Origin of the sequence: Lancefieldella sp. Marseille-Q7238, from assembly GCF_949152215.1 — a bacterium.
Lineage (GTDB): Bacteria > Actinomycetota > Coriobacteriia > Coriobacteriales > Atopobiaceae > Lancefieldella.
In genome coordinates this window covers 993,443-1,008,248 of record NZ_OX424407.1, presented here as the reverse complement: position 1 = coordinate 1,008,248, position 14,806 = coordinate 993,443, and the positions used below count along the sequence as shown (strand labels likewise).

Genomic DNA, 14,806 nt, shown 5'->3' with positions numbered 1-14,806 from the left:
AGCAAGAGCGGGCGAGAAAAATTCTCAGTCCTCGGGCTTTTCTTGCGTGAGCTTTGAGTTGGGCTTTGCGCGGAACTTGTGGACTCGCTCCATGACATGAGGGGTCAAATCGACGTCGGCGGGGGAAAGCACATCGTAATGAAGTGACCAGCGGCGCAGGCCAACTGTGACAATGACACACAGGACGGCTGCCCACGGTTTTGAGATGTGGGCGTAGGTTACGGCCGCCCAATACGATGTGGAGCCCGCTACAGCGCAAAACGCGTATAGATTGCTGCGCTGAAAAATGCGAGGGATATCGCCCAAAAAGACATCACGCAGCATGCCGCCACCCACGCCGGTGATAGACCCCATCAAGATGATGGACATGGGAAGCAGATGATAGATGAGAGCTTTGTCGGTGCCGACTACGGCAAACAAAGCAACGGAGATGATATCAACCCATTCGAGGGCGCGCGGAAATTTGTCGAGTGGCCGCGGAAAGAAAAAGACAATAAGAGCCGTGAGAACAGCGGCTGGTATGGCATAGGGACTATCGAGCATATAGACGCCGCCATGCTGCATCATTACGTCACGGATGAGCCCTCCACCAAGGCCTCCCAGAAGTCCTAAACCTACGAAACCTACAAGATCTAAGTGACGTTTGCGAGCCACGATAATGCCTGCAAGCGCGCCGACGATAACCGTTGCAAGGTCAAGCCATGAAGGCACGGCTACGGAAATATAATCCATGCCACAGGGCGAGAAGAACGGCGGCATCCTGACCTCCCAAGAACGGACACACATAAGCGCGACACAACCACTACACAAAGGATAGCTAACAAAGGATAGCGAAGTCTGCGGCTGCGCGGTGATTTCAAAGCAGACCCATACTATACCTGTGTTTTTCTCGCCACTTTAACGGAAAGCAAAAATGACCGTGCGTTTTGTGTAAAATTCAGTTATACTGACGCATGCACTTTTATAAGGAGAGTTGTCCGAGTGGCCGAAGGAGCACGATTGGAAATCGTGTAGGCGCCTAAAGCGTCTCCAGGGTTCAAATCCCTGACTCTCCGCCAGAGCTTTCACGGCGCCTGCGGGCGCCGTTTCACCCTTGGAGGGGTGGCAGAGTGGTCGAATGCGGCGGTCTCGAAAACCGTTTACCCCTTCGGGGGTACGAGGGTTCGAATCCCTCCTCCTCCGCCATTTTACTTTTCTTGTATATACCGATTTAACTGGAAAGTTACTGCGTGTCTATGAGTTGATTTGTCTATTTTTTACAGAAATGCTAGCCTTTTCATGCACACAATTTTTGGTGTATTCCGAAAGGAGAAATGATGATGGTATCTGCTCAGGAACTTGAGGGCTTCCGTCGGGATCGCTATTTTGCCCGCGCCTGGACCCTTACAACGAAGAATAAGGGTTGGTGGAAAACCGCGCTGCTGCTGACTCTTGCGTGCCTTGTTCCCGTTGTGGGACCGCTTGGCGTATCAGGGTATATTGCCGAATGGATGCGCACGGTTGCATGGGGTAACAACATCAGCATTACAGATAACAAGACAAGTGTTGGTCAGTCAATCTCAAGCGGTTGGCGTATGTTTGTTGTGGGGCTTGTATATTGTCTCGCATTTGGCCTTTTGGGTATAGCGGCTCTCTTTATTCCAGTGCTTAACGGCATCCTGTTCCCGTTTTTTGTTATTGCAGGCATTTTGTTGAGCTACTTTGTGATTGTTGCTCAGCTCCGCGCTACCATTTATCAGAAATTGAGCGCGGGCTTTAACGTCAGGGCTGTCGTTCAGATGTTTAAGCATGGATTTCCTGGTTTATGCCGGATTTATGCACTCAGCATAGTTGGAGAGTTTATTGTCGGATCCCTTGGATCGATGTTTATGGGAGGTACGTTTATCGCGTACTTTTCCGCCCTGCTGAATGAAGGATTTGTCTTTGGCGGCCGTATGACGTTAAGCGCTTACTATCGTATGCTCAATGCCGCGCTGATGGCGACGATTCCTTCTTTCTTGGTGAACGCTATTCTTATTGCTGCTATTTCTGTTGTGCTGAATTTAGTAATCAGCGCGGCGTTTGCTTTGTGGATGCGCCAGTTTAATCTTCCCTCCTGGGGTAAAAGCAGCGATCCTTTGCCGCCGTATCTGTATGATCCTCGCGATGAAGCGATTGCTGAAGAAGCGCGGCAGGCTACGGCTGCCGAAAAAGAGCCAGTCGCTCAGCCTGTTACTCCCGTACAGCCTGCTTCGACGCAGCCCGCCCCAGCGCAGTCTGTGCCTGATCAAACCGCAGAACCAGCGGCTCCGGCAACTGACGTGGCAGCGCCGGCAGCTCCAACAACCGAAACTGACGTAGAGGTTGTCCCGTTTGGACAGTCAGGACAGGTGTCCGAGAAGCCCGCTAAAGAATCCGCTGGTGAGCAGGGAACAAATACCGATCCGTTCGCGCCAACGCAACAGTAGTTGACGAACGTTGTTTGATCTAGGCATTGAAAACAAATGCCTTTGAACGGCCATCATGCAGATTGTGTGATGGCCGTTTTCTTATACAAGCGGTGATATGGAACGGAAGGCCTTCTCGCCAGCGGATTGTTGAAAGTTGTGGTGCGCCTCGTCAGAATGCGGACAGATTGCAGTCAGAACCGTACGGTAGGCTTGAAGTGCCGGATTTGTCTGGAAAGAGAGAAAAGGAGAATTCGAGGTGATGCGGACAGAGGCGCAGGTATGTGGTATGATGCTTGGTCGAACCTTTCCTGCTTCGGACGCACCTTCACTTTCCGAAGCCATTAGCCCAGAGGAGGTGACCATATGAAGGCCTATGAACTGTTGTATTTTGTCGATCCGTCCTCTTCCGAGGAGATTCGCGCCGGTGTTATGAAGCGTATTGACGTTGCCATTACCACCGATGGAGGCGTAGTCGACAACGTCGAGGACTGGGGTAAGCGCAAGCTTGCTTTTGAAATCGACAAACTTACCGAGGGTGATTACACCCTTATCAACTTCCATGCAGATCCAATGCAGATTGCAGAGCTCGATCGAGTTTTGCGCATCAATGACGCCGTAAAGCGCCACATGATCGTGCGCCGTGTCGACAAGGACTAAGCTCCTAATGGAAGGTGGAACGCAGAGAGCGTTTCCACGATGAGAGGCAGTGAGAGTATGAGCATTAACAGAGTGAATATTTCGGGCAATCTGACTCGCGACCCTGAGCTTCGCTCAACAGCGGGCGGCACCCAGATTCTTTCATTCGGGGTTGCCGTTAACGATCGTCGCAGAAATGCACAGACCGGCGAGTGGGAAGATGTTCCCAACTTTATTGATTGCGTGGTGTTTGGCCAGCGTGCCGATGCGCTTTCCCGCTTCCTCTCCAAGGGTTCGAAGGTTGCCATTGAAGGCAAGCTTCGTTACAGCACTTGGGAGACGAAAGAGGGACAGCGTCGCAGCAAACTTGAGGTTGTTGTGGACGAAGTTGAGTTCCTTTCCAGGAATCAGCAGCAGGCAAGCGCTGCTCCCGCTCCCGTACAGCAGCCATCGGCGCCCACATACGCGGCGCCCGCTCCACAGGCTGCCGCCCCCGCTCCGCAGGCACCTGCCGCGCCAGCAGCTGATGTCTACGACGAGGACATTCCGTTTTAATGAATACGGCAGCTGAAATTCGGTTGCCACAGAAAGGTATATGACATGGCTCAGCAGAAACAAGATTTTCAGCGTCAGCCGCGTCGCAAGTATTGCCAGTTCTGCAAGGAGGATACTGAGTATATTGACTACAAGGATACTCAGCTTCTTCGCAAGTACATGACCGACCGCGGTAAAATCAAACCTCGTCGCGTCACTGGCACCTGCACGCAGCATCAACACGACATTGCGCTTGCTATCAAGCGCGCTCGTGAGATGGCTCTTCTGCCTTACACCGTTGCGGTCGTTTCAAGCCGCGGTGGCCGTAATCGCGGATAGTCGTGGTTGAGAAACGATGCGATAACGTATGAAAGGCAAGCGAGATAATACGGGCCTGCCTCCTGTTCCGCGCGGTACACAGGGAACTCATACCCAGGGTTCTCGTGATGCGCAAGGTTCAGAGAAACGCTTTGGGTCTTATGACGCGAAGCGCTCGGTGGCTCATGAGCAGCCTTCGTTTGAGCAGGGGCTCTTACTAGTGGCTTTAGGAGCGTTGGTCTGCTCATATCTTACCTTTGTCGGCGCAGCCCTCGTAAGCTATGGCATGGTTGTTACCTGCTATAAGAGAGGTTGGCGAGAAGCACTGGGCGCTTCATTGTTGGCGCTTCTTGCGGTTGGCGGGATAGGATATCTTTCTGGAGGCTTTGCCGCGTTGACAAGCGCGTTTTGCGCCGGCTTTATCGCGGTATGCGTTGGTGTTTCTGTCTCGCGTGGTCTATCGACAACTAGCATAAATTTGGTGATTATTGCCGCAGGAGCCCTCCTCATTCTGGGGGGATATGCCCTGCTCGCTGCCTTAGACGGGACGACACTTTCCGCCAGCGTTGACGAAGCGTTTGAATTTTACCGGTCGCAGTATGCCAATGTGTCCCTGAACGGTTCAGTTGGTTTTGCGTATCTCAAAGGCCTAATGAAGCTCTTTTGGCCCACAAGCTTTACCTTGGTTGCGCTGGCATACTATGTTGTCGCGCGTATTGGTGCACGAGGTGCTTATCGCGGCCTTGGAGGAAACCGTACGCTTTTGCCGCAGCTTGCGGAGTACGATGTGCCTCTATGGCTTGTGGCGTTGGGCATTTTGACGCTTGCGGTATATGCGGCAAGTCCAACGCTTCCGTATTACGGAGACGAGGCGTTTCAGGCGTCTGTTAACGTACTGACGGCAATACGGTTCGCCTTAGTTGTTCAGGGCGTCGCTGTGGTTGCATGGTTCTTGCGGCGCCATGGCGTATCACCCGTGCTGACGATGGCTTTATTTATATTCGCGGCGTTTCTCGAAATTCAGGTTGGTATAGTAACTTTTGTCGGTCTAGCCGATATCTGGGCGAACTTCCGGCGCCTTTCGCGTGGGAAGAGGCCTGGCGGCGAGAAGACCGCACAAACAAAAAATCAGTCGGCTTCGGCTGACTGACCGAAGGAGTTCCCATGAAAGTAATTCTCTTGGGCGAGCTTCGTGGTAAGGGCGGAGAGGGCGACATCGTAGAGGTTGCCCAGGGCTATGCAGAGAACTTCCTGTTCCCTCAAAAGATTGCCCAGCCCGCTACCCCAGGCAACATTAAACAGCTTGAGGAGCGTCGCCACAATATCGCCAAGCGTGAAGCCGAGCGTCTTGCGGATGCGGAGGCTACAAAGGCCGCCCTTGACGGCAAGCTCGTTACCGTTGACGCCAAGATTGGCGAGGAGAGACAGCTGTTTGGTTCTGTCACTCCCGCGCAGATTGCCAACGCCATCAAAGATCAGCTTGGCGTTGAAATTGATCGTAAGCGCATTGTGCATAGCGCCGCTATCAAGACCGCCGGTCGCCACAAGGTGATTGTTGACCTTTACCGTGAGGTTGAGGCTACGGTTTCTGTTCAGGTTGGTCCTGAAGAGGCCGCGGAAGAGGTTGAGCCTGCCGTTGCGGTGAACGAAAGTATCGCTGTGGAGTCCGAAGAAGTTGTTTCTGAGACGGAGACTGAGAAGGCAGAGACCACAGAATAACTTTTTTCACGCGATTTTTTGGTCGTCGCGAATGTTCTTTTGACAACTGGGGTTTTCTACAAAAATGCCAGTTGGAAGAAAAAAATAAGCCTCATGCCAAGGTTTTGAAACACCAGAAAATGCCCCTGCTGTAATTGTTTGCAGCGGGGCATTTTCGTAACTTAAAGAAGGCTTGGTAATTTATACCATGTTTTATCTGCTGTTTTGTAAAACCATGTATAAAGTGGAACAAAGTCCTGCAAAATTGCAGTGGACTCTGTATAACATTACCAGGCGGCAAATTGTGGAGTTTTACCGTTTACCAAAAAGTCGACAAAATGTTGAAAATGTTGAAAACTAGCTGAAGTCCATATCACTGATACTATGTTGTGAAAAAAACTGTTGAATACTTTTTCTGGCATACCGTCGGCAAAAAAAGAAGGCCTTTTTGAGGAAAAATGCGCTAGTATTCTCTTTCCAGGACTGAAAGAAATGGAACCAGAATGTCTGAAATTGTAGATGAGATTAATCCAACGCGACTGAATGCGCTTGAGAAGGTGGCTATGCCTCAGGATCCTGAGGCGGAAATGTCTGTCCTTTCAGCGATGATGAACGATGAAGAAGCTCGCGCGGAATGTCTCATCCGTCTTACGGAAGAAGACTTCTATACACCCTCTAATCGTTGTATCTTTAACGCCATCAGCTTTCTGTTTAATCATAACAACGCCGTTGACCCTCTTTCGGTATCTGACACGCTTAAAAGTAAAGGCGAACTTGAGAAAGCGGGAGGACCTGAGCGCATCGCGGAACTTGGCGGAGATCCGCTTGCTCGTGTGGGCTGGCAGTATCATGCAGAGATGCTCCACCGCGACAAGACACTCCGCAAGATGATTTCCGCTTCAGCGCAGATATCGGCGCTTGCCTATGATGCTCCTGAAGACACCAAAGAAGTTGTCGATGCGGCTCAAAAGCTTATTTTTGACGTAACTAACTCAGATGTCTCAGAAAGTGAGCAGCCTATCAGCGCTGTCATGAACAATCTCTATCAAGAACTTTCGGACAACGCAAACAAATCAAAAGTGGAGCTTGGCGTTCAGACCGGTTTTCCTTCTGTTGATGCCGTGCTCCTAGGCTTGCGTCCGGGACAGATGGTTGTTGTCGGCGCCCGCCCCGGTGTCGGTAAGACATCGTTTGCGCTCAATCTTGCTGTGCAGGCTGCTGCGACCGGCGCGAATGTGGCGTTCTTCTCGCTTGAGATGAGCAAGATGGAAATCGCTCAGCGCCTCTTAGCGTCTTCATCGCGCGTCTCCCTTACGTCAATTCGCTCCGCGAAGATAGCGCCTGACGATTGGCCTCGTCTCGCGGCGGCTTCCGCGGCTATTTCCAATCTTGACATTATGATTGACGATACGCCCGGCATAACAGTCACCGAAATTCGCGCCAAGGCTCGCCGCATGCTCCACAACAAACCAAAGGGCATTATTGTCATTGATTATTTGCAGCTGCTTTCTCCTCCCGCAAATCAAAGGCGAGCGGATAACCGCGCTACCGAGGTATCTGAGATGTCACGCGGTATCAAGATTATGGCAAAAGATCTTAAAGTGCCTGTTATCGCGCTTTCTCAGCTTAACCGTACGCTGGAGAATCGCACCGGCAAGCGTCCGCAGCTGTCCGATTTACGCGAATCGGGCGCTATCGAGCAGGACGCGGACATTGTTATATTGCTAGACCGTTCGATGAACGAGGACGAAGCCTCTCGTAATGACCGTCCCGACATGGGCATCACTAATCTCATTATCGCGAAGAACCGCTCAGGGTCGCTTGCGGATATTTCTCTCACGTTCGTGGGATCTTCTACCAAGTTTGTAGAGGTAATCGAAGGGTATGACGACGCTGACGCCCTGACGGCGCGGGAAAATTCATGTGCGCGACAGTTACCTTACAAATATGAAAATCAATAAACTCGTGTACTTTGCCTACGCGAACGCTCTTCAGGCTGGAAAAAGCTTTTTGATGACGATATTGAAGTGTGGGCTTTCGGCCCAGTCGTGCCTAGCGTCTATAAAGAGTTTGCTCATTATAGCAGTGGGCAGATTAAGTTCTTGCCGTTAGATGAGGTTCCACAAGAGGCTCTTCTTGTCGCAGAGGACGTATGGGGCAAATATGGTTTCATGACAGCTATGGATACCCTGGAATTTAGTCATCGCAAGGGTGGGGTATGGGAAAAGAAATATATTCCCGGTCAACGTCACATACATGTTGATGATTCCGATATCAGACAGTCTTCTGATGGTAGCGAACTTCCGAAGTTTGAAGGAACCTTTGCGGACGCTATGAGTAAGTCCTCTAAGCGGTGGGCAAATGTTCTCGACATGCTTGCCGATAGCTGATGGGCATTAATCAAAAAGCAATCGAACTCCGTCAAGAAGAACTGGAAGCGTTTCTTATTGAACAAGCAGCAGCCCTTACCGTATTTATCGCAAAAGACCACGCATTTTCAGATGGCAACAAGAGAACAGCACAGCAAATACCATCAACTATGTTCTCGCGGTGGCTTAAGGGATTTGATGATATTAAGTGTAGTGACAACGAAATGTATGATGAGATACAAGGGATAGCTAAAGGGGAAGTTTCACAAGTAGAATTTGCTACATGGCTCAAGCAGAAGATTGTATTCAAATAAAGACTAGCCTGAAAAGACATTCTTTAAGCATAAGTACATCCTAAATACCGAACGTATACCGGACTTGTGACTTTTATGAACTTTTTCGGACAGAGAATGACAGCTAGGAAACTTTTGGAGATTTAAGAACGCCAAGAACCTCTATACTAAATGAGCAATCCCATGTGATTGCGTATGAGCCGCCATAGAGTGCGATAGGGAGAACGTATGTCAGCTTCTGTTCTTGTGGGAACCCAGTGGGGCGATGAAGGCAAGGGTAAAGTTACCGACCTTATTTCTGGAGATTTCGACGTAGTCTGCCGATATGCGGGCGGCGCTAACGCGGGGCATACGGTTATTGCCGGAGACACTAAGCTGGCGCTTCACCAAGTTCCCTCCGGCGTCATGTACGACAATACCTATCCCGTCATTGGTAACGGGTGCATCGTTGACCCGGAGATACTTCTCGGCGAAATCGACATGCTTGAAAGTCAGGGCATTTCTTGTGAGGCGCTGAAGATTTCCGGCAACGCACATATTGTTATGCCCTACCACAAGGATCTTGATGGCGCGCACGAGAAGAAGCTCGGCAAGAATCTTATCGGCACCACCAAGCGAGGCGTTGGGCCAACCTATATGGACAAGATGAATCGCACCGGCCTGCGCATGCAGGATATGCTTGACGAGAAGATCTTCCGCAAAAAGCTTGAGGCGGCGCTTGAGTATACCAATCCTATCCTTAAGCTGGTTTATGGCATGCCAACCTATACCGCTGACCAAATCTGTGAGACCTACCTTCCCTATGCTGACCGTCTGTGTCCCTATATCGTGGAGTCCTCAATCTTTTTGAATGAGCAGCTTGAGGCAGGCAAGAATATTCTTTTTGAAGGCGCTCAGGCTACCATGCTCGATATTGATCACGGCACCTATCCGTTCGTGACATCTTCAAACTGCACGGCAGGAGGTGCCGTTACCGGCTCTGGCGTAGGTCCCACCAATATCGATCGCGTATTGGGCATCGCAAAAGCCTATCTTACCCGCGTGGGTTCAGGACCGTTCCCTACGGAGCTTTTTGACGAAACGGGCGACCGTTTGGGTGAGGTAGGGCATGAATATGGAGTTACTACGGGTCGCAAGCGTCGGTGCGGCTGGTATGACGCGGTGGTGGTTAACTACGCCGCGCGAGTCAATGGCCTAACCGACCTCGCCATTACTAAGCTGGATGTTTTGGGATGCTTGCCTGAAATTAAGGTGTGCGTAGCTTACGAGTGTGACGGTAAAGTTTATAAGACAGTACCTGAGCATCAGAGTGTCTTCTACCACGCAAAACCCGTCTACGAAACGCTGCCGGGCTGGGAATGCGATATTTCTGAAACGCGCAACTTCTATCAGCTCCCCCGCGAGGCTAAGGATTATATTGATTTCCTCGAGCAGCTCGCCGGCGTGCGTGTTTCCATCATTACCGTTGGACCCGAACGTGAACAGACCATCGACCGCTACTGGAGGTAAAACGTGGCACGCGCTGCGCACTGCGCTGGTTGCCGGACGTTTGCTCTCGTAGCCGACAACCCTTGCGGATTTGAACGCGAAGATCTTGAGGCATTAGAGATTCTCTTGATTCCTAATAGGCTGAACGCTCGCGCTGAAGAAGTCGCGGCGTTCTATCGTCAGCTGCTGAGTGAAGAATATACAGGTATTCTGTCCGTTCATGTGAGCTCAGAGCTGGCGCTTTCCTATAAGACAGCGGAGGATGCCCGGGGAAATATTGTCGGCGATGGTGTTGCAAATCAGCGCGAAGCGCATGATGTTCCTGGCGAGAAGATCGTGCTTCTCGATACCGGAAACGCACCTGCAGCGCAGGGCATCATTTTGGAACGACTGAGCGCTGCGCGCGCGGCTGGAGCAAACCTGAAGGCGGCTGCGGCGTATGGGCGTGAGCTCAGCGAAGCGGCCGGCACGCTTTTTATCTCCATGAACGGCGAGAAACTTGTGCGCCATCAGCATCGTCCTCACCGATTTTCCTTTCGCCAGCAGTTTGAGCATGTGCGCCGTCGCATTTCATCGGAGATGTATCTCTATCTGTTGGCAAACGGTTTATTGAAAGAGATTGCCCACAGTCACGACATTTCCGATCTTACCGCGCGCATTTCTCGATCGCTGAGCGCGGCGTATGTGGTTGAGGGGCCGCTTGTCTACGTCATCATTTCTTCAGGTGACCATCGGGCCAGACTTGCGCTGGAAAAGCCTTTGGATACCAATGAATATGAGGCTGCGCTGCTCGCGCGCCGACCGGCTTCAAAGGAATTTTCTCCGCATATCGGGACAACTTCGGTGGGCGTCGCGTTTGTTCCTAAAAATCTGTATGACAAAGCGGAGGAGCTGGCCGTGGATACAACCGACGTTTTGCTCTTAGGAGCCGGTGGCCGTGAATATGCGCTTTTGACCAAGCTGCGTGAGTCGCCGCATGCGGGAAAGTTCTACGTCGCGCCCGGCAATGGGGGCATGGCCGTGCTAGCGGAAACCGCGCCGATAGACCAAAACAATCCCGAGGAAGTGGCGGCATTTGCTCGCGAGAAGAACCTGGGTCTTGTGGTTATCGGCCCGGAGGCGCCGCTTGTAGAAGGTGTTGCCGATGCCGTACGCGCGGCGGGCATTCCCTGTTTTGGACCCAGCAAAGCAGCCGCTCAGATGGAGGGATCGAAAGCGTTTGCCAAGGGCGTTATGCAGCGCGCGGGTGTTCCCACAGCAGCTTGGAAGTCGTTTACCGATGAAGCTTCCTGTGAGGCCTATGTGCGCGAGGTGGGCGCTCCGATAGTCGTCAAGGCTGACGGCCTGGCGGCCGGTAAAGGCGTTATCGTCGCGGCTACGACCGAAGAAGCTCTTAAAGGCGTACACGAGTGTTTTTCCGGCCAGTTTGGCGCCGCGGGTACTACAGTGGTAATCGAAGAATTCCTTGAGGGACCTGAATGCTCGTTGCTTGCGCTTACTGATGGCACAACGCTTGTACCGCTTGCGACAGCGCAGGATCATAAGCGTGCCTTTGATGGTGACCGTGGGCCCAATACCGGCGGCATGGGCGTTTTTTCTCCCAGCCCGCATGTTACGGGCGATGAACTTGCAGCCATGGTTGCCATTGAGAAGCGAGTAATCGCGGAGCTTAAGGCGGAGGGAATCACCTATTCAGGCTGCTTGTACGGTGGCTTTATGCTGACTGACGAAGGGCCCAAAGTTCTGGAATTCAACGCGCGTTTTGGAGATCCCGAGACGCAGGCCATTTTGCCGCGGCTCCAAGGGAATCTCATTGAAATTATGCGCGCCTGTGATGAGAGTACCCTGGATGAGCAGGAGATATCCTGGTCCGATATGGTCGCGGTTTCCGTGGTGCTGGCAAGCGCGGGGTATCCGGGTTCGTATGAAGCAGGCAAGGAGATTGACGGCATTGAGTCTGCGGAACAGGAGCCGGGTATTTTTGTAAACCATGCCGGCACCGCTCGCACACCCGATGGCCGTCTTGTGACCGCCGGAGGCCGAGTGCTTAACGTTACAGCTCTGGCTCCTAACTTTGAGAGCGCGCGCAGTTTGGCATATGAGGCCGTTGATCGGATCAACTTTGACGGTAAGCAATATCGCACCGATATTGGACGTAAGGCACTTGAACCACGTAAGGCGCATTGATGACTGAAAAAAAGAACGCAGAGTTTTTAACCAAGAAAGAGCCGTTTGAGGCCGAGAAGGACCCGCTTGAACGCAAGGGCGCGCAGCCCGAGATCAAGGACGAGCAGGACGCTCACCTTGAGTGTGAGCCAGAGATTGTTGAACCTGATGCCGATAAGAACGATGCTTCCGCGCAGGCCGTTCTTTCCGCAGAGGATAAGAGCGCAATTAGCGGAGCCGTCTCCGATTTGCGAGCTGCGGCCGAATTGCTCACCTATGATGGCGACCGAAAAACCGTTGCGGGCGCTGCTCCGCATATGTCGGGGATGCCTGTAGAACGTGAGCTGGTCTTTGGTAATGATGATCCGCGTGACGCGGCTCTTGCAGAAAAGACGATTTCCGAAGACGTTGCATGGACCGGTCGAATCTTTAACGTCAACCGCTTGCGTGTTGAGTTGCCGGACGGTCGCGTAGCGCTGCGCGATGTCGTACGTCATCCCGGAGCCGTGGCGGTTGTGGCTCTTACCGACGAGGGCCGTATTTGTTTGGTTCGTCAGTACCGGACGGCAATTGACCGCGTTACGATTGAGCTGCCTGCGGGAAAGTTGGACCCCGGCGAGGATCCTCTTGACTGCGCTCATCGAGAGCTTCTGGAAGAGACCGGTATGCAGGCGGAAAAAATGGCGTTTTTGACGAGCATTGCCACTTCGGATGGGTTTACTGACGAGGTAATTCATATTTACATGGCGACGGGTCTCACGTTTGTCGGCTCCGACCCCGATGCCGATGAGTTCATAAACGTTGATTTGGTGGAAGTCTCTGAGCTCATTGATGCGGTGCTTGATGGGCGCATTGAAGATGCGAAAACCGTGGTAGGAGCGCTTTTGTGTGACTCTATCTCGCGCAGATTGCAGGCTTCGTAGGCTACAGGCTTTGAAGTGGTCTTCGGCAATTCTCACATAGAGCAGTCTGGCTGTCGCGGTACTCGGTAGCGCGGCAGCCTCGTATATCAGACAGGATTACTCATGACAGACAGTACTTCTCGCCAGCAAAACAGCGATGGCGAGAAAAATAGACGATCCAAAACACAAGTCGCGCCGCATAAGAATATCTTTTTGCGCTTTCTTTCGTACTATACGGGTCAGCGTCATCTGTTCTTTATGGACATGGTCTGCGCGCTTGTAATTGCAGGTACCGAGCTTGCTTTTCCGCAGATTTTACGGCAGCTTGCGGGAGGTCTGTTCACGGAAGGCAAAGACGCTATTGTAGGATCTCTCGCGCTGGTGGCTGTCGGGCTGATTGGTATGTATGCCCTGCATTTCTTCTGCCGCGTCTTTGTTATTAGCTGGGGACACATCATGGGGGCTCGCATGGAAAGCCATATGCGAGAAGACCTGTTTGACGCCTATGAGCGCATGAGTTTTTCGTATTACGACCGCCATAAGACGGGCGATTTGATGAGTCGTTTGGTGTCCGATCTTTTTGACATTTCTGAGACGGCGCATCACGGTCCTGAGTACCTTGTAATCGGTGTTATGGAGATTGCGGGCTCATTCGTTATCCTTTCCTTTATCAATGTGCCGCTTACCCTCGTTATGGTCGCTATCGCTGTGGCGCTGGTAGTCTTTAATTTCTTCGCCAATGTGCACATGAGAGCTATTTTTCGCGAGAATCGCGTCCGCATTTCAAACGTCAATACTCAGCTTGAGGATTCGCTGGCGGGCATTCGCGTGGTTAAGGGCTTTGTTGCCGAAGACCATGAGCGGGCTAAGTTTCGCAAAAGCAATGACGCCTATCTGGATTCCAAAGCGCGGATGTACTTTGCTATGGGTCGCTATCATGGTGCTATCGATTCGATGATGGGCATACTTAATACCACCATTGTGGTGTTCGGCGGCTGGATGATCGCGCACGAACAGATGCGCGCCGTTGACCTGGCTACTTTCGCGTTGTATGTGTCTCTTTTTACCACCCCTATTTCAAACATTCTGAACTTTACGGAAACGTTCCAAAAGGGTCTGGCGGGCTTTCAGCGGTTTACGGAGATAGTGGACACGCGCCCTGATGTTGAAGATAAACCGAACGCCCCTGATCTTGCGGTTTTCGCAGGCGAGATTATCTACGAGGACGTTCACTTTTCTTATGACGGTGACGATGAAGTCATCAGAGGACTGAATCTTCACATCGAGCCAGGGAAAACAGTTGCCCTTGTTGGCCCCTCCGGCGGCGGAAAGTCAACGACCTGCTCTTTATTACCGCGATTTTATGATGTAACGTCAGGATCTATTACCATTGACGGTCAGGACGTGCGCGACGTGACTCAGCATTCGCTTCGCGATGCCATTGGCCTTGTACAGCAGGACGTCTATCTTTTTGACGGGACTATCGCGGAAAACATCGCATATGGCTGCCCTGAAGCAACGCGAGAAGAGATTGAAGCGGCTGCTAGGCGTGCCAATATCGCGGCGTTTGCGGAAAGCTTGCCTGACGGATACGATACGGAGGTTGGGCAGCGCGGCACACGGCTTTCCGGCGGGCAAAAACAGCGCATTTCCATCGCCCGTGTCTTTCTGAAGAATCCACCGCTGCTTATTCTGGATGAGGCTACATCGGCGCTGGACAACGAATCGGAGCGTGCGGTTCAGGAGTCTCTTTCCGAGCTTGCAAAAAACCGCACAACGCTCATTATCGCGCACCGCCTTTCCACCATCATGGGGGCTGATGAGATTATCACCATTGAGGGAGGTCGAGCGGTTGAACGCGGCACCCACGAGGAGCTTCTCGCCAAAGGAGGAACGTACGCCACATACTATCGCATGCAGTTTGGAGCGGGCGCTGAAGCAGGTAGCGTTGTGCGCGCGAGATAAAGACGGAA

At 52.1% G+C, this 14,806-nt stretch carries 13 protein-coding genes, 2 tRNA genes and 1 pseudogene; 15 read left to right on the top strand and 1 reads right to left on the bottom strand.

Annotated features, from left to right (window positions below):
- Positions 1–24: 24 nt before the first annotated feature.
- Entirely contained in the window at positions 25–759 is a 735-nt protein-coding gene (locus QM016_RS04550; protein WP_282710479.1) for a TRIC cation channel family protein, read from the bottom strand.
- Positions 760–967: 208 nt separating this feature from the next.
- On the opposite strand from QM016_RS04550, the gene QM016_RS04545 reads away from it, so the two are divergent.
- The 15 genes and pseudogenes from QM016_RS04545 to QM016_RS04470 all read left to right on the top strand — a co-directional run bounded on the left by QM016_RS04545 (position 968) and on the right by QM016_RS04470 (position 14,798).
- Positions 968–1,058, top strand: a tRNA-Ser gene (locus QM016_RS04545).
- Between the two features lie 37 nt (positions 1,059–1,095).
- Positions 1,096–1,185: transfer RNA gene (locus QM016_RS04540), tRNA-Ser, on the top strand.
- Between the two features lie 131 nt (positions 1,186–1,316).
- Entirely contained in the window at positions 1,317–2,447 is a 1,131-nt protein-coding gene (locus QM016_RS04535; protein WP_282710477.1) for a DUF4013 domain-containing protein, read from the top strand.
- A gap of 345 nt (positions 2,448–2,792) precedes the next feature.
- Complete coding sequence (rpsF, locus tag QM016_RS04530) at positions 2,793–3,086, top strand: 30S ribosomal protein S6 (protein WP_282710476.1); 294 nt, start codon at positions 2,793–2,795, stop codon at positions 3,084–3,086.
- Between the two features lie 57 nt (positions 3,087–3,143).
- Positions 3,144–3,620: a single-stranded DNA-binding protein gene (gene ssb / locus QM016_RS04525; RefSeq protein ID WP_282710474.1), complete on the top strand. Its 477-nt coding sequence runs from the start codon at positions 3,144–3,146 to the stop codon at positions 3,618–3,620.
- A 45-nt stretch (positions 3,621–3,665) separates the two neighbouring features.
- On the top strand, positions 3,666–3,938 hold the full coding sequence (rpsR, locus tag QM016_RS04520) for a 30S ribosomal protein S18 (RefSeq protein WP_016477726.1): 273 nt from the start codon (positions 3,666–3,668) through the stop codon (positions 3,936–3,938).
- Positions 3,939–3,966: 28 nt separating this feature from the next.
- Positions 3,967–5,067 carry a DUF2232 domain-containing protein gene (locus tag QM016_RS04515; RefSeq protein ID WP_282710471.1) on the top strand — a complete coding sequence of 367 codons (1,101 nt, stop codon included), beginning with the start codon at positions 3,967–3,969 and terminating at the stop codon, positions 5,065–5,067.
- A 14-nt stretch (positions 5,068–5,081) separates the two neighbouring features.
- Positions 5,082–5,636, top strand: a complete 555-nt coding sequence (gene rplI, locus QM016_RS04510) for a 50S ribosomal protein L9 (protein ID WP_282710470.1) — start codon at positions 5,082–5,084, stop codon at positions 5,634–5,636.
- Positions 5,637–6,118: 482 nt separating this feature from the next.
- A complete protein-coding gene (gene dnaB, locus QM016_RS04505; protein ID WP_282710468.1) occupies positions 6,119–7,576 on the top strand; it encodes a replicative DNA helicase in 1,458 nt (485 codons plus the stop codon).
- Between the two features lie 51 nt (positions 7,577–7,627).
- Positions 7,628–8,005, top strand: a pseudogene (locus tag QM016_RS04500) (hypothetical protein); the annotation flags it as partial.
- On the top strand, positions 8,005–8,298 hold the full coding sequence (locus QM016_RS04495) for a type II toxin-antitoxin system death-on-curing family toxin (RefSeq protein WP_282710467.1): 294 nt from the start codon (positions 8,005–8,007) through the stop codon (positions 8,296–8,298). The pseudogene QM016_RS04500 and the gene QM016_RS04495, both read left to right, overlap by 1 nt.
- 207 nt (positions 8,299–8,505) lie before the next feature.
- Positions 8,506–9,786, top strand: a complete 1,281-nt coding sequence (locus QM016_RS04490) for an adenylosuccinate synthase (RefSeq protein ID WP_282710464.1) — start codon at positions 8,506–8,508, stop codon at positions 9,784–9,786.
- A gap of 3 nt (positions 9,787–9,789) precedes the next feature.
- The gene (gene purD, locus QM016_RS07280; protein ID WP_349237893.1) at positions 9,790–11,952 is read left to right on the top strand and encodes a phosphoribosylamine--glycine ligase; all 2,163 of its coding nucleotides are present in this window, start codon (positions 9,790–9,792) and stop codon (positions 11,950–11,952) included.
- A complete protein-coding gene (locus QM016_RS04475; protein ID WP_349237892.1) occupies positions 11,952–12,854 on the top strand; it encodes an NUDIX hydrolase in 903 nt (300 codons plus the stop codon). The genes purD and QM016_RS04475 overlap by 1 nt, the downstream gene beginning before the upstream one ends.
- A gap of 102 nt (positions 12,855–12,956) precedes the next feature.
- Positions 12,957–14,798, top strand: coding sequence for an ABC transporter ATP-binding protein (locus QM016_RS04470; RefSeq protein ID WP_282710460.1), 1,842 nt, complete (start codon positions 12,957–12,959; stop codon positions 14,796–14,798).
- Positions 14,799–14,806: the final 8 nt, after the last annotated feature.